Raw genomic sequence first — 24583 nt, forward strand, 5'->3', positions numbered from 1 at the left:
GGGAGGGAACCCCTTTTTTCAAAAAGGGGTTCCCTCCCCCGGTTCCTCGCTCCACGCACGGAGGTCATGATGGAACGGCAGGTCATGGAGACGGACATCGTCTGCGTCGGGTTTGGACCGGCCATGGGCGGATTTCTGACCACCCTGGCCCGGGGCATCGTCAACGAGGACGGGTCGCCGGTCATGGAGAGCCCGCTGGCTCCGGGGCTGCCGCCGCAGGTCATCTGCTACGAGCGCGCCGACGACTTGGGCGTCGGCGTCTCCGGCGTGGTCTCCAAGGCGCGCGGCATCCGGCTGAGCTTTCCCGACCTCAAGCCCGCCGACCTGCCCATGTGCGCCCCCATCGCCGACGAGAAGGTCGTCTACCTCCTCGACCCCGTGGGGGCCAGCCGCCGGCCGCTGCTCATGAAGCTCAAGGACATGGCCATAAAGGCCCTGGGCGAGAAGCTCCCGGGCTACAAGGACATGGCCGTGGAGCTGCCGTACATTCCACCCTTCCTGCAAAAGCACGGCGGCCTGACCTTTTCCATCGGCCAGTTCAACCAGTGGGTGGCCGGCAACGTCATGGCCACCGGCGCGGCGCAGATCTGGCCCGGCTCGCCCGTGGCCGCGCCGCTGGTCGAAAACCGCAAGGTGGTGGGCGTGCGCCTGGCCGACCAGGGCGTGGACAAAAACGGCAAGCCCGACGCCGCCTACATGCCCGGCATGGACGTGCGCGCCGCACTCACGGTCGTCGGCGACGGCCCGGTGGGGCCGGTCGGCCGCGCCATCGACGACATGCGCGGCCTGCCCGCCGGCAAGCACCAGCGCGACTACGCCGTGGGCATGAAGCTGGTCATCGACCTGCCCGCCCACTGCCCCTGGAAGCAGGGCACGGTCATCCACACCATCGGCTTCCCCGAGCCGGAAATCTTCGGCTTCCTCTACGTGCTGCCCGACCGCACGGCCTCGCTGGGCATCTTCGTGCCCTCCTGGTTCGACAACCCCGTGCGCACGGCCTACCGCTACCTCCAGCACTGGATGCGCCACCCCTACATCTGGAAGAACATCAAGGGCGGCGAACTGCGCTCCTTCGGCGCGAAGACGCTGCAGGAAGCCGGGCGCAACGGCGAGCCCTACCTCGTGGGCGACGGCTACGCCCGCATCGGCGAAGGCTCCGGCACCACCAACGTGCTCACCGGCTCCGGCGTGGACGAGGCCTGGACCTCGGGCGTGCTGCTCGGCGAGGCCGTGGTCGGGCTGCTGGAGCAGGGCCTGCCCTTCACCGCCGAGAACCTCGAAAAGACCTACGTCGCCCGCCGCCGCGCCTCCTGGCTCGACGCCGAGGCCAAGATCGCCGCCCGCTCCCGCGAGGGCTTCGCCGCCGGCTTCCTGCCGGGACTTATCGGCATGGGCATCTGCGGCCTGACCAAGGGCATGCTCTGCTGGCCGGCGGATTCGAAGCCCACCCACAAGCGCATCCCGAGCATCGAGGAATACTACCGCTGCCGCATCCCCTGCGAGGAGATCGCGCGCATCCGCCGCGAGGCCACGGCCAAGGGCCAGGCGCTGCACGACGCCCTCATGGACCGCGCGGGCTGGCCGGCCGTGGAATACGACGGCAAACTGCTCGTCTCCCACCAGGACGCCTTGCTTATTGGCGGCAAGGTGCAGGCCGCGCCGGGCTACGCCGACCACGTCGTCTTCGACGACCCGGACGTCTGCCGGGCCTGCTGCGAAAAGACCTGCATCGAGGCCTGCTCCGGACAGGCCATCACCACCAACCCGGACGACGGCGTGCCGCTTTTCGACCGGGAAAAGTGCGTGCACTGCGGGGCCTGCCTCTGGAACTGCTCCAAGCCCTCCAAGGCCGACCCCGAACGCACCAACATCACCTTCAAAGCCGCCGCCGGCGGCTTGCACTCGGCGGAGAACTGAGGAAGGGAAGAAGAAAAGAGAAGAGCCAGGAGGGGCGTCGCCCCTCCTGGACCTCCCCATCGGGGGGGATAATCCCCCCCGAACCCCCTTGATGGGGGGAAATGAAGGGGGATAGCTTCGTTGCAGTCCTTGGCGGGGGCGCGGTCGGGAAGTTCTCCCGCCCGCGCTCCCGAAAGGGATAGCGGTTTACAAAGAACACCTTGGGAGTTTTTTGGGAAGGAGTGCCTATGTTTCATATCGTCGTATGCGGCGGTATAGTGCCCGATCCGTTGCAGACCTTGGAGCCGGTCAAGGGTCCGACCGGCTGGGGGCTCAAAAACGAGATGATGTTGCCGTCGATCCTCGACCCCTGGGCGTCCCACGCCCTGTACGAGGCCGCGCACCTGGCCAAGTCCGCCGCCGGCAGCAAGGTCTGGCTGGTGTCGCTGGGGCCCAAGGCCAAGTTGCAGCAGGTCATGATGACCGTGGCCCAGAAGGCTCCCTTCGAGCTGGTGGTGGCCGACGGCCCGGCCGGCGGCTTCACGGACAGCTCCGAGGTCGCGGCGGCGCTTTTCGCCGCCATCGAGGGCATCGCCGGCCTCGACAAGTCCAAGCTGCTGGTCTTCGGCGGCTGGCAGTCGGCCTCGCGCGGCGCGGGCTCCACCCTGCAGATCCTGGGCGAGAAGCTCGGCGTCGTGGACCAGTTCCAGGGCGTGGACAAGCTGACCGTCGGGGCGGACGGCTCCCTTGAAATCATGGAGCGCATCGAGGGCGGGGCCTACCTGGTCTCGACCTGCGCCGGCGCGCCGGCCGTGCTCGGCTGGGCCACGGGCGAGCTGCCCGAGCCGCCCAACAATCCGCAGGTGGGCATGGCCAACATGCGCCTCGTCATGCCGGCCCTGCAAAAGGCCAAGCCCGCCGCCATCGACGCGGCGGCCATCGACTACAAGTCCGTGGCCGTGCCGGCCCAGAAGCGGGAGACCCGCCTGGTCAAGGACACGCCCGTGGAAGACATCGCCCGGGACATCATCGCCTGGATCAACAGCTAGGGCAGGAGGCGCGACAACATGGAATCCGTACTTTTTCTCGCCCATACCGAGGCTGACGCCGGCCTGTCCAAGGCCTCCCTGGAGGCCCTGACCGCGGCCAAGTCCCTGGCCGAGGGGCTCGGCGCGCCGCTTTCCGTCGGCCTTTTCGGCGCGGACGTGGCCGGGGCGGCGGGTGTTCTGGCCGGCTGCGGCGCGGCCTCCTTCCACGGCGTTTCGGGCGAGGCCTTCGGCCAGCCCCGCTACGCCACGGACGCCGCCGCCATGGAGGCCCTGTGCAAGGCCGCCGGCGCGACCCTTGTCGTCGCGGCCGACGATTCCCGCGTCTCCCGGGCGCTTCCGGGCGTGGCCGCGCGGCTCGGCGGGCGCATCGACGCCCACGTGACGGCCGTTTCCGCCAAGGACGGCGCGCCCGTGGCCACGCGCGGCTACTACCGCCAGCGCATGCAGGCCGAGCTCAGCCGCGCCGGGCGTCCCTGGTGCCTGACCGTCTCGGCCGGCTGCCACGCCGCCTACGACGGCGCGCCGGGCCAGGTCGCCGTCACGGCCGTCGACGTGCCGGTCACGGCGGCGCTCACCCGCACCGCGGTCAAGGCCGTCATCGCGCCCTCGGCCGACGAGCAGACCATCCGCCCCGACGCCAAGCTGCTGTTCGTGGCCGGCGCGGGCTGGACGAAAAAGCAGCCCGACGGCGCGCCCCACGTGGCCGAGGCCGGCGAACTGATCCTTGGGTTCCTCGGCAGGTCCAAGGCGTCGCTCGGCAGCAGCAAGTCGCTGGTGGACATGGGCGGCGAGGGCGAGGCCGTACTGCCCTTCCTCAGCCACCTGCACCAGGTCGGCCAGACCGGCGCGACGCCGCGCCATCCCAAGGGCCTGGCCACCTGCTGCCACGGCGAGGAGCCCCACGTGGTCGGCTGGCGCTTCATCGCCGAGCGCCGGGCCGTGAACCTCGACGCCTCCTGCGGCTGGGCGCAAGGCAAAGCCGACGTGCTCTACGTGGCCGACGCCTTCGCGGTCATGAAAAAGATCAACGAGCTGCTGGGATAACCGCCAGCGAACGTCTTCACGGGCCGGGAAGGGCGAGCGCCCCCCCCGGCCTTTTTTTCGGACCTTGACATTGTTTGACGTCAAACTTATTCATTCGACCATGGAAACGCAGCGCATCGCCGCCCTCATCGGCGACGTCCACGCCGGGGTGAACCGCTCCCTGGCCGCCGCCCTGGAAAGCCGGGGCATCAAGGGACTGGCCCCGTCCCACGGAGCCATCCTGCACCACCTCTTTCTCAGGGGCGAGGCGTCCATGAAGGAGCTGGCCGCGGCCGCCAAGCGGGATAAGTCCACGGTGACGGCGCTGGTCAAAAAGCTCGTGGCCGCCGGCTACGTGGCCACGGAAGCCGCGCCGGACGACCTGCGCAGCGTCCGGGTGCGCCTGACCGGGGCCGGCCGGGCCCTGGAGCCGGCGTTCCGGGAGATCTCCCAGGCGCTGCTGGAAAGGGCCTGGCGCGGGATCGCGCCGGACGACCGGGGGCGGCTCGTGCGTCTCCTCGAGACCATGGAAGCCAATTTCCTTTAATTTTTGCCCGATTTGTTTGATCTCAAACAGAAGGAGGACGTCATGATCGCCATCACCGCCGCGACGGGCCGTCTGGGACAGGCCGTCATCGAGGAATGCAAGGCCCGGGGACTGACGCGGGGCGTGCGCCTGACCGCCCGCGCGCCGGAGAAGCTCGAGGCGCTCAAAAGCCTGGGTTTCGAAACGGCCCGGGCCGACTACGACGATCCGGCCAGCCTGGAGGCGGCCTTCGCCGGGGTGGAGACGCTCCTGCTCGTTTCCGGGGCGGGAAGCAACGAGACGCGCATCGCCAACCACCGCGCCGCCGTGGACGCGGCCAGGAAGGCGGGAGTCAAGCGCATCGTCTACACGAGCGCGGTCAATCCCGTGCCCGGGAGCAAGTTCACGTGGGTCGCCGCCCATGTGGCCACCGAGGCGTACCTGAAGGCCTCGGGGCTGGCCTATGTGCTGCTTCGCGACAACATGTACGCCGCCAACCTGGACGCGCTGCTGGCCAAGGCCAGGGAGACGGGCGTGTTCGCCATGCCGGGGGCCAGGGGGAAGGTCGCCTACGTCACGCACCGGGACGTGGCCGCGGCGGCCGTGGGCGCGCTGACCGGAGCGGCCAGGGACAACGCCGTCTACGAACTGACCGGGCCCGTGGCCTACGACGGCGAGGACGTGGCCAAGGCGCTTTCGCTGGCCCTGGGCAAGCCGGTGCGGGCGGTGGACGCCGCGCCGGAGGATTTCGCCGCCGCCTTTCGGGCGGCCGGGATGCCCGAGGATGTGGTGGAGGCGCTCATCAGCATCTACGCCGCCTCGGAAGCCGGGGAATACGCCGGCGTGACAGGCGACGTGGAGGCGCTGTCCGGCCGGCCGGCCACGGCCCTGGCCGCGTACGTCAAGGCGTTTTTCGCCTGAGCCTTGGGGCCGCGCGACCGGGCCGGTGGAAAGGGGTTTCCCCCGGCCCGGCCGCCGGTCATTCCCCGAGGGGCTCGATGTTCCAGATGCGGCGGGCGTATTCCATGACCGCCCGGTCGCTGGAGAAAAAGCCCATGTTGGCCGTGTTGAGGATGGATTTGCGGCTCCAGGCGTCCGGGTCCAGGTAGAGCGCATTGACCCGGTCCTGGGCCTCGATGCAGGCCCGGTAGTCGGCCGTGACGCAGTAGTAGTCGCCGTGGTCGAGGAGGTTGGCGATGACCGGGGCGAAGAGGTCGGGCTCGTCCGGGACGAAGAAGCCGCGCCCGATCATGTCCAGGACTTCGGCCAGCTCGGCGTCGTCGCGCACGCGCCGGCGCGGGTCCACGCCGTGGGCCCGCGCGGCCGCCACCTCGGCGGCGGTCAGGCCGAAGATGAAGATGTTGTCCTCCCCCACTTCCTGCATGATCTCGATGTTGGCCCCGTCCAGGGTGCCGATGGTCAGCGCGCCATTCAGGGCGAACTTCATGTTGCCCGTGCCCGAGGCCTCCATGCCGGCGGTGGAGATCTGCTGGGACAGGTCCGCGGCCGGGATGACCTTCTCGGCCTGGGACACGCAGTAGTTGGGCAGAAAGAGCATGCGCAGCCGGCCCCGCATGGCCGGGTCGGCGTTGACCTTCTCGCCCACGGCCGTGATGAGCCGGATGATGCGCTTGGCCATGAAGTAGCCGGGCGCGGCCTTGCCGCCGACGAGCACCGTGCGCGGCGGCACGGCCAGGCCCGGGTCGCGGCGCAGGCGGTTGTAGAGGGTGACGACGTGCAGCACGTTGAGAAGTTGGCGCTTGTACTCGTGCATGCGTTTGACCTGGACGTCGAAGAGCGTGTCCGGGTTGATGCCGAGTCCCGTTTTTCGCAGCGCGTACCGGGCCAGCCGCTTCTTGTTGTCGCGCTTGGCCGTGCGCCAGGCCTGGCGGAAAGCCGGGTCCTCGGCCAGGGGGACGAGCTTTTCGAGTTTCGTGAGGTCCTTGGTCCAGTCCGGGCCGATGGCCTCGGTGATGAGCCGCGACAGGGAGGGATTGGCCTGGAGCAGCCAGCGGCGGGGCGTGACGCCGTTGGTCACGTTGGTGAACTTGCCCGGGTAGAAGGCGTCGAAATCCGGGAACACGCTCTGGCGCAGGATGTCGGAATGGAGTCTGGCCACGCCGTTGACGGCATGGCTGCCGACGATGGCCAAGTGGGCCATGCGCACCCGGGAGCTGCCCCGGTCGATGACGGCCATGCGGGCGAGCTTGCCCGGGTCGTTGGGATGCTTCGCCGCCACCTCGGCCAGGAAGCGCCGGTCGATCTCGGCGATGATCTCCAGGTGGCGCGGCAGCACCCGGCCCAAGAGGTCCATGGGCCAAGTCTCCAGGGCCTCGGGCAGCACGGTGTGGTTGGTGTAGGCGAAGGTGGCCCGGCAGATGTCCCAGGCCTCGTCCCAGGCGAGAAACTCCTCGTCCACCAGGATGCGCATGAGTTCGGCCACGGCGATGGTGGGGTGGGTGTCGTTTAACTGGATGGCCACCTTGTCGGCGAAGCCCTCGAAGGAGGGGCCGGACTTGCGGTGGCGGCGCACGATGTCGCGAAGCGTGGCCGCGACCAGGAAATACTGCTGCTTGAGGCGCAGCTCCTTGCCGGCCACGGGCTCGTCGTTGGGGTAGAGCACCTTGGAGATGTTTTCCGAGAGGATCTTGGCCTGCATGGCCCCGACGAAGTCGCCCTGGTTGAAGTCGCGCAGCGAAAACTCCTGGGACGAGGCGGCCGCCCACAGCCGCATGTTGGTCACGTGGCCGCCGCCGTGCCCCGGGATGAGGATGTCGCAGGGCATGGCCATGACCGAGTCCGCGTCCACCCAGCGGTAGCGCAGGGCGCCCTTGTCGTCGCGGTAGGCTTCGCTTCTGCCGTGGAAGCGCACCTCGTAGAGGTGCTCCACACGGTCGATGACCCAGGGGCTGCCGTGACGCCGCCAGTTGTCGGCCTTTTCCTCCTGCCAGCCGCCCACGATGGTCTGGTGGAAGAGGCCGTAGTCGTAGAGGATGCCGTAGCCGTAGCCGGGAACGCCCAGGGTGGCGATGGAGTCCATGTAGCACGAGGCCAGCCGCCCCAGGCCCCCGTTGCCGAGGCCGGCGTCGCGCTCCTCCTCGGCCAGGTCGTCCAGGGCGTAGCCCAGCGACGAGGCGACCTCGCGGCAGCCTTCCTCCATGCCCATGTTGGTGATGTAGTTCATGAGGAAGCGGCCGGGCAGGAACTCCATGGACAGGTAATAGACCCGCTTGCTCATGGAGTCGTAGTAGGAGGCCTGGGTGGCCAGCCACATGCGGATGAGGCGGTCGCGGATGGCGTAGGCCAGGCCGCTGAAATAGCGGAAGGGGTCGGGCGGGTAGAGGTCGTTGCCGAGATTGGACAGGATGTGGCGGCGGATGTCCTCGCCGAGCGAACCGAGGTCGTGGAAATCGGACACGCTTCCCTTGGCCATGGCCTCTCCCTGGGCGGGGGGGAAGGCGTCCCCTGCCGGAGCGCTTCCCGGGGCTCCCCCGCGGTTGATGCGTTGGCGCGCCGCCTGGGGCGGGGAGTCCTGCGCCGGGCCGCGAAAATCCGGCGAGCCGGCGGCCGATTCGGCGCTTATCCGTGTCTACGGAATGGCGGACATGTTGTCAAAGCGGGACGACAGGGCGGGACCGGGAGGCGGGAAAAAGTCGTTTCGAAGAAAAAAAGCCAGGGGACGTTAGCGGCGGACGTCCCCTGGCTTGCCCCCGACCGTCCGTGTGGGTCCAACGGATGGCCGGGTGAACGGGCGGCGGTGTGCCTAGGCCGCCGCCCGGAGGCGGTAGTTGCGCAGGGCGATGCGCAGGGCGGCGACGCACCAGTTGTCGCAGCCGAGCTTCTCGATGACGCGGGTCATGAGAGGCTGGAAATCTTCGCTGGAGACGGCCTGGGCGTCGAACACGTTCATGCCCGTGACGGTGGCGACGAGCGCGGCCATGCATTCGCGGCTGTAGCCGCAGCTTTCGACCGTTCCGCCGGCATCGACGATGATGTCGTTGTCGATGAGCAGCTGCATCTTGACGGCGCGGCCGCAGGCCGAACATTCGCTCACGCCTTCGACGGTGTAGTTTTCCAGGGGCTTCACAACCGGGCGAACCTTGGTGGTGTTCGGGGTGGCGTCCATGGCGTTCTCCTTGTATTATAAGGCAGTTGTTTTCGTGTTTGCGTCTTGCGCGTTGTCTTTCTATTAGCAATGGGCGTGCCAAAAAATTAAACAGTTGATTTTGTTTGGTAAAAATTTAAAGGTCTGATGAAACCCGAAAAAAGGGCGAGTCATGTTGCAAATTCGCACTTGTTTTTTTCGAGTTCGGGAGTCTATAACCAAAGAAATCAGGGGATTGGCAAATCTGCAACATGTTGCACCTTTGCCACAGGTTGCGGTATTGCACACCAGACAAAGGGCGGGCTTGAGAAAATTGTGACGAGCCTGGGGCGAAAAAGGGGCGGAAATGAGAAAAAAGGAACGACACTTCCTCGATCCCGTGGCCAGCCACCTCGACGCCATCCTCGACAGCATCGAGGACGGCGTGTTCATCGCCGACCGGGAGGGCTACGCCCTCAAGGTCAACGCCGCCTACGAGCAGCTCACCGGCATGGCCAAGGCCGAACTCATCGGCAAGAACGTCGAAGAGCTCAAAAAAGCCGGCCTGTTCAACATCGCGCCCATCACCCCCGAGATCGTGGCCACGGGACGGCCCGCCTCCTCCATCCAGGTCACCCGCGACAACCGCTCCATGACCATCGACGGCAAGCCCGTGCGCGATCCCGACGGCACGGTGAGCCTGGTCGTGGTCTACGCCCGCGACATCACCCTCATGGCACGCATGCGCGAGCGCATCTCCCGCCAGCAGGAGCTGATCGAGACCTATCAGCACCAGATGGACTTCTTCATCCGGGAGGGCGGCGGCATCACCAACTTCATCGCGGAAAATTCCGCCATGAAGCGGCTGATGGACCTCTTGCGCCGCATCGCGGCCACGGACGCCGTGGCCCTCGTGCTCGGCGAGACGGGCGTGGGCAAGGAGCTCTTCGCCCGCATGATCCACGAGGCCAGCCCCAGGCGCGAGAAGCCCTTCGTCAAGGTGGACTGCGCCTCGATCCCGGAGAACCTCATCGAGTCGGAACTGTTCGGCTACGCGCCCGGGGCCTTCACCGGCGCGCATCCCAAGGGGAGGGTGGGCTTTTTCGAGATGGCCGAGGGCGGCACCATCTTCCTCGACGAGATCGGCGAGATGCCGCTTGCCCTGCAATCCAAGCTTCTGCGCGTGCTCCAGGACAGGGAGCTCACGCCCGTGGGCTCGAGCAAGGCCCGCAAGACCGACGTGCGGGTCATCGCCGCCACCAACCGCAACCTGGAGGCCGAGGCGCGCCTGGGCACCTTCCGCAGCGACCTCTTTTTCCGCCTGCGGGTGGCGGTGCTGGAGATTCCGCCGCTGCGCGACCGGCCCGACGACATCCTGCCCCTGGCCCGGCTCTTTCTCCAGCGCTTCGGCTCGCGCTACCGCAAGCGGGCCTCCTTTTCCCTGGAGGCCGAGCGGATCATGGCCCACTACAACTGGCCGGGCAACGTCCGGGAGCTCGAGAACCTCATCGAGGGCCTGGTCATCACCTGCGACGGCGCGATCACGGCCGAGGACCTGCCCACGGCCATGCGGGTCAAGGAATGCCTGCTGCCCGCCGCCGACGCGGCGGCGGCCGAGCCCGCGACCGTGCGCGAGGCCATCGCCCTGCCCGTGGATTTCGAGCGCCCCTACAAGGAGGTGCTGGCCTCCTTCGAGCGCGACTACCTGGAGCGGGCCATCGCCTACTACGGCTCCGTGGGCGAGGCGGCCAAGCGCCTGGGCCTCGACCGCACCACCGTCTTTCGCAAGATGAAGAAGTGCTGCGGGGAGTAGCCCGCCTTTCTCCCGTATTCGCCGGCCGCTCGCGGACCGCCGTGCCGCCGCGCCGTCTGGCGCGTCTTTGAAAAACCCGGCCGTTTTGCAGGATGTTTCCTTCTCAAGGTTGCTGGTCCGCCGGACGCGTCCGCACGTATTTCGCGGACGCGACGCCGACGCGGCAGGCCTCCCCGACGCCTCACTCATGCCCGCGCCGGCCGTTTGGCCGACGTTTTTCCGACGCCGTGGCCTGCCTGGGCCCATGACGCGATAAGCGTGAAGGACTTGGCCCCTTGTCCTTCACCGCGTCGTTTGGGCATTGCGTCCTCTTGCGGCCAATCATCCCGGTTTTGGTCGCGATACGGTATTTTGACAGAGCGAATAGCCCCGTGGTTCCCGGTTCACGGAGGCCTTGCAAAGGTTCTTGCGACCGTTGTGGGCCATGCATGCAAGGATTTGATTATACGGCAAGAGGAGGAACAGGCGGCGTTGCCGTTGCGCGAGGCGACAAAATCCGGGATTATGGCACTTTTTGTGCATAACCGACCTGCGATCGCACAAGGAGCCCGGCCATGGCGCAAGCGAAGAAAAACGATGCCTCGCAGCTGGTCAAGTACGCCATCGATCTGCTCGTTCACGGAACGGCCCAGGATTGGAAAAGTCACTACAGGCTCAGGGAATTCCAGGACGTCATGGCGGAGAAGGCGAAGGACGCGATCCTCCTGGACTTCGAATACAAGGACAGAAGGAAGCTCTACCGCTGCGTGAACCAGCGGTTCGTCGGGAACAGGCCCGTCGACTACCTCGAGTTCGGCGTCGCCGGCGGCGAAAGTTTTCGGGCCTGGCTGGAGCTCAACGCCAATGCGGACTCCAGGTTCTTCGGCTTCGATTCCTTTCAGGGCCTGCCGGAGGATTGGGGGGCGGACAACCCCAAGGGCACGTTTTCCCGACAGGGCCGGGTCCCCGAATTCGGGGACGGCCGGGCCCGCATCGTGGACGGGCTCTTCCAGGAGACCGTGGACGCCTTTTCCCGGTCGTTCACGCCGCGAAACGCCCTGGTCCTCCACATGGACGCGGACCTCTACTCCTCGACCCTGTACTGCCTCATGCAAATGCAGCGGCACATCGCCCCGGGGACGATCATCCTGTTCGACGAATTCACGGCCCGGGACTGCACCGACGAATACGCCGCCCTGCAGGACTTCTGCCAGGCCTGCTGCCGCGACTACGCGGTGCTGGCCGCCCGCCGCGACTACGTGAAGCTGGCCGTGGAAATCACGCGTTAGGCCCTTTTTCCCGCTCTTCCCCGGCCGGCGGGGCCAGATTGAAGGGCGCAAGCCCCTCGCGGGCCGGCAGCTTTTCCAGCAGCGCCGCCACCGTGGCGTCGGGCCTGGCCGGCGCGCAGCAGCAGCCGCCCGAACCGGCCTGGAAGTCCGGATTGGCGATGGCCCCTTCCTCGTCCAGGACGAAGAGGTTCTCGCCGGCCATATCCTCTTCAAGCAGCGCGATCTCCCTGATCTCCCCGGCCCGCAGCACCTCGCCCGAGGCCGTGACCACGGCCCGGAAAGGCCCCCGGTAGAACACCTTGCGCCGCCGCGCCACGGCCGCCGGCCGGCGGGCGGACACCGTCACCGAATAGAACCGGTGCCCCCGCACCAGGCGATACGGGAAGCGGCGCAGGAAGCGGATGTCCGTGAACCCGGCCTCCTCCAGGATGGCGACCAGGTCTTTTTGCGTGAGCGTGCCGGAAATGCACTCCCCGCGCAGGGTCGGGTCGTTGCAGATGGCGGCCGAGGCCGGCGTCTCGGTGGCCACGTCGGAAAAGACGAGCCGGCCGCCGGGTTTGAGAATCCGCAATATTTCGGCGTAGAGCCGGCGTTTTCGCGTGGACAGGTTCAGCACGCAGTTGGACGTCACGCAGTCGGCCGTGGCGTCGCCAAGCGGCATGGCTTCCAGGTAGCCCTGGAAAAAGGCCGTGTTGGCGTAGCCCAGGACCTCGGCCGTGGCCGCGGCCGCAACCCTGGCCCGGGCCAGCATGGGCGGCAGCATGTCCAGGCCGATCACCTTGCCCGTCGGCCCCACGCGCCTGGCCGCGACGAGGCACTCGACCCCGGCCCCGCAGCCGAGGTCCACCATGGTCTCGCCCGGGCGCAGGGCCGCGTCGGCGATGGGCGAGCCGCAGCCGTAGCCGCGCACCCGGAAGCGCTCGGGGATGTGCGCCACCATCTCGTCCGGATAGTGGACCGGATTGACGATGTCGCCTTTTTCCGCGGCCGCCGCCTCGGTGTAGAAGGCCTTGATCTGGGCGAGGCTGCCTTCGCCGGGAAGCGACAGCAGGCAGTTGGTGTGGGCCAGGGCCACTTCGCCGTGGGCGTGGCAGCTGACGTGGGTTTCGCCCATCTTGAGCCGCAGCGCCGGCCGGGAATCGGGCAGGGCCGGCGGCACGGACGCGGCCTCCCGGGCGATCAGCCGGGCGGCCAGGCGTTCGAGCAGCGGCAGGTAGGGATCGTGGCCGGTGAACGCCCCGCCGTGGCGAAAGGAATGGTCCGGATCGCCGCCGCCGAGGAGGTACTTCCAGGGCGAGTGGCTCTCCCGGCAGCTCGCCCGGCGCAGGTCCTCGAGAACCGGGCTCTCGCGCCAGGCCGCCTCCAGGCCGCCGGCTTCCGGGATCGGCGTGGCCAGCTCCGAAAGGCCGATGAGCGCCGGGCTCGGGTAAAGCTCGCCGTCCGGGCCCAGGGCCACGGATTCGTACCCGGCCGTGGCCCCGTCGTGGCGCGTGCCCACGGGCGCGAACACCTGGGCGCGCAGGGCCTCGACGTTGTCCACGGCAAGGCCCAGGGCCTCGGCCCGGTCCCAGGCCGCGACCACGGCCGCGTACAACGCCTCGGCCTCGGGCCGGTCGTCGCCTTGGCCGCGCCCGGCGGCGAAGTGCCACATGAGATGCAGCCCCGAAGCGCCCCGGGCGGCGGCGAAGGCGGCCACGTCCGGCAGGTCGTCCAGATTGTCGCGGGTGGGGCAAAAGGAAATGGTCACCGGATAGCCGAGGTCCCGGGCCAGGCCCAGGTCGGCGGCCAGGCGCGCAAACGCGCCCGGCCCGCGCAGGGCGTCGTGGCGCGCCTCCAGGCCGTCGCAGCTCACCTGGAAGTGCAGGCGCTCCCGGGGCCAGCCCTTGAGGCGCTCCCGGAAGGCGGAAAAGCCCGTGCCGTTGGTCAGCACCACGGCGTGGGCGGCGGGGTCGGCCAGGGCATGGTCGATGAGGGCCGCGAAACCGGGGTGCAGGAAGGGCTCCCCGCCGGTCAGGGCGAATACCCGGCAGCCCAGCGCCCGGGCCTCGGACATGCGTCCAAGCGCCACGTCCGTGGCCAGCTCCCTGGCGGCGGCCGGACCGGAGCAGAACAGGCAATGGCGGCAGGCCAGGTTGCAGCGGTCCGTGACGTGCAGCCACAGTTCCCTGAGCCTGGCCAGCGGCAGGGCGGCCTGGCGGCCGGCGTAGGGCAGGGGCGCGGCCTCGGGCAGGCGGGCCAGGAACAGCCGGGCCTCGCAGTCCGGGGACTCCCCGCGCGCGGCGGCCTGGATGGCGGCGTCGCCGGCGGCGCTCGGCACGAACCAGTCGGGCGCGTCCGGGCAAAGGTAGATGGGGGTGTCTTCGTGGCGCAGGCGGATCCAGGCATCGGGGGAAAACGGCATGGGCGATCCTCGGTCCTCGGGTTGCAGGGGGACGGCGCGCGCCGTCAAAAGCCCCGAATAGCCCAGGCCCCGGGGCGACGGCAAGGAGGAGGCGGCGACGCCCGGCAAGGGAAAAGCCCGGGCCGCAACGCATTGGCGCCTCCGGCCCCTTGCGCCGGGGGCGCGGGTTCCTGTAGGACTTCGGGTGAAAGTCTGTGAAGAACAGGCGTTGCGGGGCGATGCGGCGCGAGCGGCGCGCGAAACCATGACATCGGGAAAAGGAGCACGGCATGACGCGGGTTTTGTTGATTCTGACCCTGGCCTTGACGCTTCTTGCGGCCGTGGGCGGCTGCGCCAAGAAGAAGGGCTACACCTCTATCGACGAGGTCTACGCCAAGTACGACGTGAACAGGGACGGCAAGATCACCAAGGAAGAGTTCGTCGCCCAGTGGAAGGACAAGCAGAAGGCCGACACGGCCTGGAAGAAGATCGATACGAAGAACAACGGCTACGTGCAGCGCGTGCTCGACAACGACATCCCGCTCGACGTCTGGAGCGCCGCCGAAAGCAACGACTCCGCCTACTGATCTTGCGGCCTCGTCCCCGTCGCGGGGGTCCGGGGGGCGTCATGCCCCCCGGCGGGGCCCGGGGCAGCGCCCCGATTCTTTTTTCCCTCCTCCTTCGCCTTCGTCACCGGGCAGCGGCCGCACAGGATGCCGGCGCGCAGGTCGTCCCGCGTGGGCTCGGCCAGGAGCGCCCGGGCGGCCTGGTACTTCTCGTTGTTCCAGACCTGGCGGAAAGGCGTTCGGATCACGTTGCCGAAATCCACGGACGGGTCGCGCGGATCGCGGCAGCAGGGGATGAGCCCGCCGTCCCAGTTGACGTAGGCCGAGCGGTAGAGCCAGGAGCAGCCGGGCGAGGGCTCGTCGTCGCCGTGCCGCAGGGTCTGGCGTGGGAAGCGCCTGGAAAACCAGTCGTCCGGGGCGTCGGCAGGAAAAAACGGCTTGATGAAGCGCACCTGGTCCACGCCGAGCTCTTTCGCCTTTTCCCGGGCGGCCGGAATCTCGTGCTCGTTGAATCCCGTGACGCAGTACTGCCAGTCGATGAAAGGCGTGTCGCGGCCGGCCTTGCGGCGTTCCTCGATCACGGCGCGAAGCGCGGCCAGGGCCACGTCGGGGTTGCCGCCGCGCATGAAGCGGCTGCTCGTCTCCTGGGACACGCCATGGCAGGAGAAGATGAGCACCTCCAGGCCCGAGGCCACGATGCGCCGGGGCAGCTCCGGGTCGCGGTGGGTGAGGTTGGAGGACACGCCCACGCCGATGTTGCGGTCGGCGGCCAGGCGGATCATGTCCAGGGTCTCGGGGAACAGGAACGGCTCGCCGAAGCCGTAGAGATTGATCTTGAAAAGATACGCGCCCACGTCGTCGAGGATGGCCCGGAACTGGTCCAGGGACATGCGGCCGAAGGGGCGCTCGTCGTCGCGGGGCGGGCGGCGGTCGTCGTAGCAGTAGGCGCAGCGCAGGTTGCAGATGTTGGTGGTCTCGATCTTGAGGATGTAGGGCAGCGAATCGAGGACCGTGCGTTTTTGCAGCCGGTTGCGCTCGGCCCGGGCGAAGTTGAGCAGCCGCCTGGGCGTCGCGTGGCGCAGGAAGGCCTGGGCGTGGCGCTTGAGGATCTTGACGCGTTCGGCCGCGCCCGCGCCCTTGGTGGCCAGGGCGGAATCGAGAAGTCCCATGGGCCCTCCGGTTATGGGGTCGGCTCCAGCAGGTGCGCCGCCATCTTGAGGCCTTGGCTCACGGCGGCCGGAGTCAGGCAGAAATAAAACCCGCCCTGGCGGCCCACGGCGTGGGCGTTGGCCAGGCCGCGCACCGGCGCGGCGGCGGCTTCCAGGCGCGCTTCGTAGTCCAGGGGATAGACGGGCATGGCCGCCGGCAAGGTGACCGCCCTGGCCCGGCGCAGGGCCGAGGCCGGGTAAAGGCCCAGGCGGGCCGCGTCGGCCACGGCCGCGGCGATGCTCTCCTCTTCGCTCGGCGGCGCGGCGTCGCCGGCGGCCACGTTGATTTCCAGGCACAGCCCCTCCCGGCCGGCCGGGCCGCGCTCCCGGAAGAGGGACGACGGGTAATAGACGCGGTTGGCCGTGAGCGCCGGGTCGGGGTGGTAGGTGTAGACGAAGGGCCGGGCGACCGGCGCGGCCTGGTCGTAGGTGAGCATGACCAGGCGCATGGTCACGGTGGGCAGGACCGGCGCGGGGTCGCCCAGGGCGGCGTTGAGGACGTTTAGCGGCGCGGTCCAGACGAGGTGGCGCACGGCGATCTCCCGGCCGTCGGCCACGACGCTGGCGATGCGTTCGCTTTGCCGGACGAGGGAAATGTCGCGGACGCCCGTGACGATCTCGCCCCCGGCGCGGCGCAGGCGCGCGGCGAGCAGGGCCGGCACGTCGCCGAGGCCGCCGGCCGGGTAGGTGTAACGCTGGCGCAGCCGGGACAGGGCGGCGATCACGGCCGCCGCCTTGCCGCGCCGGGCGAAGGGCTCCTTTTCGTTGTCGATGGTGCGGTCCACCCGGGCCAGCCAGTGGTGGTGGAGCGCGGCCGGCGGCATCAGGGCCTTTTTGGCGAACAGGTCGCGGAAAAGCAGGGCGTAGAGCCCGGGGCCGCTTTTTTCCGAAAGCTCCAGCGAAGCCGGGATGGGCTCGGGCGGCGGCGCGCCCCGGCGCTTGAGCGCGGCGCGCACCACCTCGCGCTGGTACTTCCAGGGGTAGCGCAGGAAATCGAAATGGTTGGGGAACTTCCACTGCCGGCCGCCGGCCGCGATGGCGAAGGCGAAGGGACGGCGGATGACGGGATGCCCGTCCAGGACCTGGCGCAGGAAGTCCTCGCCCGGGCCGGGGTGGTCGAGAAAAAGCACGTGGGGGCCGAGGTCGAAGACCACGTCGTCGAGGACCAGGGAACGCAGGAGCCCGCCGACCTCGGGCTCGCGTTCGAGAACCACCACCGGCCAGCCGGCCTCGGCAAGACGGACGGCGCAGGTCAGCCCGGCCGCGCCGGCCCCGACCACCACATAGGCGTCGTTCGGGGCGCTCATGACGGGGAAGTCGTCCTTTCGGAAAATGCGTGGAGCATGGCGGAACCTAGCATGGCCGGCGCGCCCCGGCAATCGCCTGAGGTGTAACGTCAATCCCCGGGCCAGACGCGTTCCAGGCCCGGCCGGGTCGTGGCGGGCAAAAGGCGCAGGTCGTTGCCCGGCTCCCCGGAAAGCGTCACCGGGACCTGCCCGGCGGGAAGGGCCAGGGGCGGGAGGCTCCTGGCGTCGAGGGCCGCTTCCACGACCATGCGGTCCACGGGCCGGGTGTGGGACCAGAACTCCGCCTCGGCGTTGGCCGCGAGCGTAAAGCGCACCGTGACGAAGGTGACGGGTTTTTCAAAGCGCACCCGGGCGAAGCGCCGGGCGAACATGGGGCTCCAGTCGCCGTCCGGGGCGTCGCGGAAATCCACCACCGTATCGAAGTCGCGCCCGTTGGTGGAAACGGCCGCCCGGCAGCGCCCCTTGGGGCCGGGGCCGCCGTAGAGGCGCGGATAGGTCATGAGGCGCAGTTCCGTGACGGGCAGGCCCGAGACGATCACGTATTCGAAGCGGCAGTCCGTTTCCGGCCGGCAGGTCACGCCGCCGGCGTATTCCGGATAAGAGATCGAAGGGGCCATGTTCTGGAACCGGGCGTTCGGGCCGTCGGTGAAATCCGGCGGATCGAAGTCCGGCGTGAAGGTCAAAAGCCCTTTGCCGCCGGGAGTGAGCCGCAGGACCGATCCCGGCGGAGCGGCCACGGGGATGGACAGCTTCTCGTTGCCGAAGGTCAGGCTGGGGGCGTTGATGCGGCCCCACAGCCACAGCGTGCCCACATCAAGGGGCGCGGCCACGTCCAGGACGGCCCGGGGAGCGGCGTCGCTCAGGTGCGCCGCCCCCTGCTGCGGGTCCAGGGCCGGGTCGTGCACGAGCACGGCCGGGTTCCCGTCCGCGCCGGGCAGCACATAGGCCGGGGCCAGGCCCGGGTGGTCGGCCGCGAAGCGGGCCAGCTCCCCGGGCGTGCCGATGACCTGGCCGCCCGGGAGCGTGCGGGCGAGGTCCTCGCGGCCGGGCGCGGCGAAGACGTAGGCCGCCGGGCCGACCAGGGTCACGCCCGGCCGGTAGGCCGGCGCATCGCAGTTGCGGGCCAGGTTGGCGGCGTAAAAGGCCGTGGCGTCCACCCCCGGCGCGGTCTGGCCGCCGGCGAGGTCCTCGGTCGCGGTCACGGCCAGGCCCGAGACGTTGAGGAAGCCCTCCCGCACGCCCGGGGCGTAGTCCAGGCGCAGGCTGACCGCGCCGCCGGCGGTGAAGGGCGTGAGGTCCAGGCGCGCCGTGGCCTCGCGGCAGTCGTCGTAAAAGCCCATTTCCTCGAAGAACCGGCGCGGCGTGCGGCGCGGCGTGCCGTCGGGCAGGAGGAAATCGTCGTGGCCGAGGCTGGCCACGGGCGTGAAGCGCTGGCCGTCGGCGCTGGCCGAAAGGGTGAGCCTGGCGTCGGAGGCCACGCCCGGGTGGCGCTTGTAGAGCGCGGCCGTGACCGTGGCCGCGACGCGGGCCCCTGGCGGCACGACGAAGCGCCAGACCGCCGCGGCCGGAACCTCGTAGCGGGTGGGACGCAGAAGCCCGACTTCCGGATCGGGCGTGAAGTTCTCCAGGGCGAAGGCGTCGTTGTAGGCCCGGCGGTCGCGGAAGGCGTCGGCGTAGGCGGCGGGCGCGTCCCGCCCCGGGGTAAGGAGCAGGGGGGCCCGGCTCGGCAGGCCGGCCAGGGAAAGGCGCGAACGGCCAAGGCCCGTGCCCCAGGAGTCGAGGAGGTTCCCGGGCGGCAGGGAGCGCTTGCGGTCCGAGGCCTCGCCGTAGGCGTCCACCACCAGGGCACGGACGTAGCCCGGGGCCGCGAACTCGCCCGGCGCCGCGAACTCGCCCGGCGCGTCGAATCGGCCGGGCAGGTGCCAGCGGGTGGAGAAGTTGCGGGCGTTTCGCTGGTAGCCGGTGAAGGTCAGGGCGGCGTCGGGCGCGGGCAGGCGGCTTACGTACCGCATGAGGTCGCGGTCGTTGGACAGGCTGCGGGAAAGGGCCTCGGGCAGGTCGCGAAGAACCGGGGCCATGGCCAGGGCGACCACGGCCAGGGCACAGGCCAACGCTGCGGCCGGCCGGGCTTTGACCGGAAGCGACCGGGCGGCGACCCCGGCCAGGCGGTCCGCGCCGACGCCCAGGCACACGGCCAGAAGCGGCATAAGGCACGACAGGTGCCGCCAGGACACCAGCGGCCGCAGGTCGGTCTGGCTGGTGAGCATGGCCGCCGCCGGCAGCACGCCCGTCACGGCCAGCACCAGAAGCGGCAGCCGGGCGCACCCCAGCGCGCCGATAAGGACCAGTGCGCCGAGCAGCACGGTGAAGGCCGTTCCGGCCGGGGCGTGCTGGTAGAAGAGCCCGCGCAGCATGTCGCCGAAAAAGCCGACGGAGAGTCCCCGCCACGGGTCCACGGACGGGTTGCGCAGGAATTCCTGGATGAAAAGCAGGCCCCGCACCAGCGGCAGCCAGGCCGCCACGGCCGCGACCCCGGCCAGGGCCAGCCAGGCCAGGCGCTTGCCCCGGCCGGGTGCGGCGAAGACCCCCTTGCGGGAGACGAAAAGCAGGCCGGCGGCTAGGCCTTCGCAGGCCAGGACCGGCACGCCCTGGTAGGCCGTGGTCAGCATCAGCGCCGTGACGCCGCTCCAGGCGGCGAGAAAAGGAAACACGTCGCGTTGGCCGGGCGACAGGCAGCGGATGAGGAAGTACTGGGAAAAGCCCAGGGTGCACAGGAAAAGCGCATAGGGCTTGATGGCCCGGGAAAAGTCCAAGTGGAAAAGCGACAGGGCGCACAGCGCCACGGCGCAAAGCCCGGCCCGGCGGCCGCCGGCCAACGTCCCGAGCAGGCCCACGGCCAGAAGCGACAAGGCCCCGGCCACGAGCGAGGGCATGCGGGCGGCCAGCACGGTGTCGGAAACCAGCAGGGCGGCGTGGACCAGCAGGTAGGACAGGGGCGGCTGGAAGTCGAAGATGGTGTCGGCCGGCCCCTGGTACTGCTGGACCGCGATCATGCGCCCGGGCGGCATGAGCGCCCGGTCCAGGTTCAGGTAGTCGTCCTCCCACAGCTGGGGATCGCCGATGCCGGCCAGACGCAGCGCGATGCCGGCCGCGAGCAACAGGACGAACAGCGCGACGAAGACCCGCCGCGAGGGTTGCGGCACGTCGGAGGGCCTCATGGCCGTCCTCCGGGCAATGGGGGAATCGTCGCCGGCGAAACGGCCCGGCTCATCCGGCCTCCGGTCGCGACGGCGCGGTGAAGCGGCTCTCCCCCTCCTTGTGGCGCTTGCGGTGGTAGCCCTTGATGCCGAGCAGCGTCAGCGCGCCCTTGGCGAAAAGGGCCAGTTCGCCGAAGCGGCGCACCCGCAGGAACTTGCGCAGGATGGGCAGGGGACGGAAGTAGAAGCGCCGGTAGCAGAGCTTGAGCAGCTGCGACAGCTCGGCCCGGGACAGGTGCTCCTCCCAGATGGGCTCCACGAAGTTGGGCACCGGCTCGAAGGCGTGCCGGCTCCAGATGTCGGCCGGAAAAAGCCCCTTCTCCACGCCCTGCCTGAAGATGGCCGTGCCGTCGTAGGCGATCATGATGTTGAACTGGGCGAAGTCCGAGTCGATGGACACGGCCGTGTCGATGAGGCGCAGGACGTCTTCCCGGGTCTTGTGGTGGGGGAAGCCGATGATCCAGTTGGTGCTGGTGAGGATGCCGAGCTTGCGGCAGAGCCTCACCGCCCGGCGCACCTGCTCCACGGTGATCTTCTTGTTGATGAGCCTCAGGCCCTCGTCCGTGGCGTCCTCCACGCCGAAAAGGGCCTGCCGGCAGCCGGACTTCTTGGCCAGGCGCAGCATGTCCTCGGTCACGGCGTCCACCCGGCCCCGGAAGGACCAGACCACGTCGAAGCCCCGGTCCAGGATGCCCTGGGCGATGGCCGTCACCCGCTTGGCCGAGGCGTTGAACAGGTCGTCGAAAAAGAAGAATTCCCGGATGCCCTGGGCGTAGTAGGCGGCCATCTCGTCGAGGATGTTCTCCACGGTCCGGGAGCGGTAGGTGGAGTAGGGCTTGCAGCAGAAGGTGCAGTGGAAGGGGCAGCCCCGGGACGAGCAGATGGTGCCCACGGGCAGACCCGTGCCGATGGCGCTGAAGTAGCGCCTGTAGGGCAGCAGGTCGAAGGCCGGGAAGGGGATCGAGTCGATGTCCTTGACGTAGCCGGGGTCGCCCGAGCGGCGCGTCCGGCCGTCCTGCCGCCAGACCACGCCCGGAATGTCGTCGAAGGAGCGGCCCGCCTCCAGGGCGTCGAGAAAGGCCGGCAGCGTCTCCTCGGCCTCGCCGAGGATGAGGTAGTCCACCTCGGCCTGGGCCATGGAGGCCTCGGGATAGAGCGCCGTGTGCGGTCCGCCCCAGACGATGGCGGCCTTGGGCAGAAGCTCGCGGATGCGCCGGGTGAGGACCAGGGCGTCGTAGAGCGTCGGGGTGTAGACGGTCAGCCCCACCACGTCCGGGGCGAAGGCGGCGGCGCGCGCGGCGGCCTCCTCCGGTCCCAGCCGGTCGAGGATGCAGTCCACCAGGGCGACCTCGTGGCGGCCGCCGGCCCGCAGCACCCCGGCCAGATAGAGGATGCCCATGGGCGGGAAGACGCCGATATCCGTGGCTTCGAGGTCCCAGTCGTCGGTGGTCTTGCCCACGTGGGCGTCCGGGACGTTAAGGAGCAGTACTTTCATGATGGGTTCCGTTGTCCGGCAGTGTGGCCGCGATCGGGTCGGCTGGCAAGGCCGGCGGCGTTTTCGGCGGGCTCCAGGGGCCGGGCCGGCACACCGCCGACCACCTGGCCCGGGGCGACGTCGCGCGTGACCACGGCCCCGGCCGCGACCACGGCCCGGTCCCCGACGCGCACGCCGCCGAGCACCGTCGCGCCCGCGCCGATCCAGACCTCGTCGCCCACGGCAATGGGCCGGCCCAGGTATTCCTGGTCGAGGGTGGGGAGGTCAGCGCGGCGGAAGTCGTGGTCCCCGGTGACGAGGACGGCGTTTGGGCCGATCAGCACGTTGCGCCCGAGCGTCAGGCCGCCGCGTCCCGAGGCCAGCACCGCGCCCACCCCCACCCAGCAGCGCGGGCCGAGGGTGATGCCCTCGCCCGGCACGGCGTTCGAAACGTAGGAGCAGACGTAGGCCCCGCGCATGATCCGGCAGCAGGGGCCGACGTCGATGGCCGCGGCCGAGGCGTGCAGCCGCGCCCCCTTGTCCACGTAGACCGAGGAGCCCAGGCGGATCGAGGCGGCGTGGAAGAATTCCGCCCCGGCCTCGACCACGGGCGCGCCCGAGCCTTTGGCGAAGAGCGGCCGGTAGCAGAGGTGGCGCGCGGCGATGCCGGGCAGCCCCGGAATCCAGCCCAACAGCCACTGGGGCAGCTGTTCGAAGACGTAGCGGCCGGGGCTGGCCGCGCGCGAGCGCAGGTAGGCGGCCAGCGCCCCGGTCCCGGTCTCGGCCATGTAGTCGCGCAGGCGTTCGCTCACGGGCGTTTTTCTCCGTCGGGCGCGGGGGACAGGGACAGGGCCGTGAACTGGGCGGCGTAGCCCTCGGGCATGTCCTTGTTGCGGTCCGGGCCTTCGTTGGCCCGGGCGAAGGCGAAGGAAAGGGTGTTGAGCCCGGGGGCGAAGTCCGCTTCGATGGCCTGGTCCAGGCGGCCGTCGGGCTTTTCCAGGGCGTAGCGGCCGAGCTCGCGGCCGTTGAGGGACACGGTCAGGGCCTGGCCGGGCAGGGGATTCTTGAGTCCGAAGGCCAGGCGCAGCTTCCGGGGCGCGCCAAGGGGCAGGCAGACGACGGCCTCGCGGCCGAGGACCGTGCGGTAGGGTCCTTCGGACGAGCGTTCGACGCCGCGCAGGTGCTCCACGGCCACGGACGTGGGCTCCGCGGCGGCCAGCAGGTCCGCGCCGGCGAAGGGCGCGGCGGGGGCGTCGGCCAGCCCCGCCAGGGCCGCAATCGGGTTCACGGCCGGGGTCGGGGCGTTCCAGGTTCTGTCGATGAGGCGGGTCAGGGCGGCGAGCAGCGCGTCCTGGCCGGCCGGGGTCATGTGGCAGCAGTCCGTGAAGACGTCGCTTGCGCCGTCGAAGGCCGGCACGAGGTCGCCGTAGCGCAGCCCGGCCGCGGAGAGGGCCTGGCCGTAGCGGATGAGCGACGGATAGCCGGCTTCCACGCAGTCCTCGGTGCAAAGCGGCCCGGCCGCCTGGCCCCGGGCGGCGGCCCACAGGGGCTCGGCCGGCTGGAGGGCGTGGAAGTAGCGGCCGCCGGCGTCGCGGATCATGTCGTGCATGAGGATCGACGCCCTGGCCCAGGAGGCGGCGGCCAGTTCGTAGAAACGGTCCTTGGTGAGGACGAGGTTGGGCCCGAGCGAAAAGCCGCCGCCGGGGCTGGTCCTCTGGCCGGCCAGGGAACCAGCCCCGGCCAGGGCGTCGCGCACCAGCTCGCCCTCGAGGGCCTTGACCCTCCCGTCGGCCATCCGGTCCAGGGCGGCGGCCGGAAAGCCGACCAGGGCCGGCAGGGCCGGCAGCCGGGAAAGGACGGCGGCGGCCCGGTCGCGCAGGTCCTCCACGAATTCCAGCCGGCCGAGCAGGCGAAGCCTCGCCCGGGACGGCGTGTCGTTGCCGATCCAGAACCAGGGCATGAAGGGGTCGATGCCCGATTCCAGGTTCTTGACCGCGATGCAGGCCTCGTTGAAGCCGTCGAGGTTGACCACCACGTCGGGCCGCAGGCCGAGTCCCAGCAGGTAGGACAGGATGAGCAGCTGCTGGGGCTGCTTGTAGCCGGGCAGGGCGGTGTTGAGAAGCCGGCCCTTGCGCCCGGCGAATTCGGGGCGTTTCTCCAGGAAGGCGAGCAGTTCCCGCCCCCTGTCCACGGCGAAGTGGTGGGCCACGGAGCCGCCCGTGACCATCACGAGGAAGGTCGCGCCCGACGGGTCGAACAGGGGGACGTCGCCGTCGAAGCCGAGCTGGCCGGAGGTGGCGTCGGCGAGGTCGCGCCGGGCGGGCAGGGGGGCGTCGTTGGCCGTGATGAAGCCGAAATAGGGATGGACCCGGCCCGACGCGCCGCGCTCGGTGGCCTTGGCCGCGGACTGGCGGTCCGTGAGCGCGGCCAGGCGCTGGCGCAGCTCCCCGGCGTCGTAGGGCCGGCCCATGGCCAGCCGGAAGCCGAGCCTGGCCAGGCCCTCGCAGGCGGCCAGGACGAGCAGGCACAAGACGATGGCGAAAAGGAGTTTCTTCATGAAGGCCTTGGGCCGCGCGGCGCGGCGCGCCGGGCGGTTTTCCGATTGCGGTGCGGAAAAACCGCATAGCATCGGCCAGTCGCGAAGACAACCGGCCCAAGGCCGGCGGTGCGCAAGGGGCCGGCATTGCCCGGGATGCGCCCCGGCCGTGTTGCGCGCCGCCTGCCCGGGTGCT

At 69.7% G+C, this 24583-nt stretch carries 17 protein-coding genes; 8 read left to right on the plus strand and 9 right to left on the minus strand.

Going from position 1 to position 24583, the window contains the following annotated elements; all coding sequences use genetic code 11:
• The first annotated feature begins 66 nt into the window (after window positions 1-66).
• The 5 genes from Q1K70_RS16185 (at window position 67) to Q1K70_RS16205 (ending at window position 5415) form a co-directional block, all read left to right on the plus strand.
• On the plus strand, window positions 67-1917 hold the full coding sequence (locus tag Q1K70_RS16185) for a 4Fe-4S ferredoxin (RefSeq protein ID WP_300161613.1): 1851 nt from the start codon (window positions 67-69) through the stop codon (window positions 1915-1917).
• A 227-nt stretch (window positions 1918-2144) separates the two neighbouring features.
• Window positions 2145-2945, plus strand: coding sequence for an electron transfer flavoprotein subunit beta (locus tag Q1K70_RS16190; RefSeq protein WP_300161615.1), 801 nt, complete (start codon window positions 2145-2147; stop codon window positions 2943-2945).
• Between the two features lie 18 nt (window positions 2946-2963).
• Entirely contained in the window at window positions 2964-3989 is a 1026-nt protein-coding gene (locus tag Q1K70_RS16195) for an electron transfer flavoprotein subunit alpha (RefSeq protein WP_300161617.1), read from the plus strand.
• Window positions 3990-4089: 100 nt separating this feature from the next.
• Window positions 4090-4515 (plus strand): MarR family transcriptional regulator, encoded by a 426-nt coding sequence (locus Q1K70_RS16200; RefSeq protein WP_300161619.1) that lies wholly within the window; start codon window positions 4090-4092, stop codon window positions 4513-4515.
• A 42-nt stretch (window positions 4516-4557) separates the two neighbouring features.
• Window positions 4558-5415 carry an SDR family oxidoreductase gene (locus Q1K70_RS16205; RefSeq protein WP_300161621.1) on the plus strand — a complete coding sequence of 286 codons (858 nt, stop codon included), beginning with the start codon at window positions 4558-4560 and terminating at the stop codon, window positions 5413-5415.
• 58 nt (window positions 5416-5473) lie between these two features.
• On the opposite strand, the gene Q1K70_RS16210 is transcribed toward Q1K70_RS16205, so the two are convergent.
• A complete protein-coding gene (locus Q1K70_RS16210) occupies window positions 5474-7927 on the minus strand; it encodes a glycogen/starch/alpha-glucan phosphorylase (RefSeq protein ID WP_300161623.1) in 2454 nt (817 codons plus the stop codon).
• 330 nt (window positions 7928-8257) lie between these two features.
• Entirely contained in the window at window positions 8258-8620 is a 363-nt protein-coding gene (locus Q1K70_RS16215; protein ID WP_300161625.1) for an iron-sulfur cluster assembly scaffold protein, read from the minus strand.
• Between the two features lie 325 nt (window positions 8621-8945).
• Here Q1K70_RS16215 and Q1K70_RS16220 point away from each other — a divergent pair, with 325 nt between their 5' ends.
• Together Q1K70_RS16220 and Q1K70_RS16225 are read left to right on the plus strand one after the other, a co-directional pair.
• The gene (locus Q1K70_RS16220) at window positions 8946-10391 is read left to right on the plus strand and encodes a sigma 54-interacting transcriptional regulator (RefSeq protein WP_300161627.1); all 1446 of its coding nucleotides are present in this window, start codon (window positions 8946-8948) and stop codon (window positions 10389-10391) included.
• A 554-nt stretch (window positions 10392-10945) separates the two neighbouring features.
• Window positions 10946-11659: a class I SAM-dependent methyltransferase gene (locus Q1K70_RS16225; RefSeq protein WP_300161629.1), complete on the plus strand. Its 714-nt coding sequence runs from the start codon at window positions 10946-10948 to the stop codon at window positions 11657-11659.
• Here the strand turns inward: Q1K70_RS16225 and Q1K70_RS16230 are convergent.
• Window positions 11649-14060 carry a methyltransferase domain-containing protein gene (locus tag Q1K70_RS16230; RefSeq protein ID WP_300161631.1) on the minus strand — a complete coding sequence of 804 codons (2412 nt, stop codon included), beginning with the start codon at window positions 14058-14060 and terminating at the stop codon, window positions 11649-11651. The genes Q1K70_RS16225 and Q1K70_RS16230 overlap by 11 nt on opposite strands.
• A gap of 269 nt (window positions 14061-14329) precedes the next feature.
• On the opposite strand from Q1K70_RS16230, the gene Q1K70_RS16235 reads away from it, so the two are divergent.
• Window positions 14330-14626, plus strand: coding sequence for an EF-hand domain-containing protein (locus Q1K70_RS16235; RefSeq protein ID WP_300161633.1), 297 nt, complete (start codon window positions 14330-14332; stop codon window positions 14624-14626).
• Here the strand turns inward: Q1K70_RS16235 and Q1K70_RS16240 are convergent.
• From Q1K70_RS16240 to Q1K70_RS16265, 6 genes are all read right to left on the minus strand, one after another.
• The gene (locus tag Q1K70_RS16240; protein ID WP_300161635.1) at window positions 14620-15774 is read right to left on the minus strand and encodes a radical SAM protein; all 1155 of its coding nucleotides are present in this window, start codon (window positions 15772-15774) and stop codon (window positions 14620-14622) included. The two genes, Q1K70_RS16235 and Q1K70_RS16240, sit on opposite strands and share 7 nt — an antisense overlap.
• An 11-nt stretch (window positions 15775-15785) precedes the next feature.
• The gene (locus Q1K70_RS16245; RefSeq protein ID WP_300161637.1) at window positions 15786-17120 is read right to left on the minus strand and encodes an FAD-dependent oxidoreductase; all 1335 of its coding nucleotides are present in this window, start codon (window positions 17118-17120) and stop codon (window positions 15786-15788) included.
• A gap of 89 nt (window positions 17121-17209) precedes the next feature.
• The gene (locus tag Q1K70_RS16250) at window positions 17210-20338 is read right to left on the minus strand and encodes a glycosyltransferase family 39 protein (RefSeq protein ID WP_300161639.1); all 3129 of its coding nucleotides are present in this window, start codon (window positions 20336-20338) and stop codon (window positions 17210-17212) included.
• 49 nt (window positions 20339-20387) lie between these two features.
• Window positions 20388-21872 carry a radical SAM protein gene (locus tag Q1K70_RS16255; RefSeq protein ID WP_300161641.1) on the minus strand — a complete coding sequence of 495 codons (1485 nt, stop codon included), beginning with the start codon at window positions 21870-21872 and terminating at the stop codon, window positions 20388-20390.
• Complete coding sequence (locus tag Q1K70_RS16260; protein ID WP_300161643.1) at window positions 21869-22663, minus strand: acyltransferase; 795 nt, start codon at window positions 22661-22663, stop codon at window positions 21869-21871. Before Q1K70_RS16260 ends, Q1K70_RS16255 begins: the two co-directional genes overlap by 4 nt.
• Window positions 22660-24408, minus strand: a complete 1749-nt coding sequence (locus Q1K70_RS16265; RefSeq protein ID WP_300161645.1) for a hypothetical protein — start codon at window positions 24406-24408, stop codon at window positions 22660-22662. The genes Q1K70_RS16260 and Q1K70_RS16265 overlap by 4 nt, the downstream gene beginning before the upstream one ends.
• Between the last annotated feature and the right edge of the window lie 175 nt (window positions 24409-24583).

This window comes from Solidesulfovibrio sp., assembly GCF_029978005.1.
In the GTDB taxonomy this organism is placed as follows: Bacteria; Desulfobacterota; Desulfovibrionia; order Desulfovibrionales; family Desulfovibrionaceae; genus Solidesulfovibrio.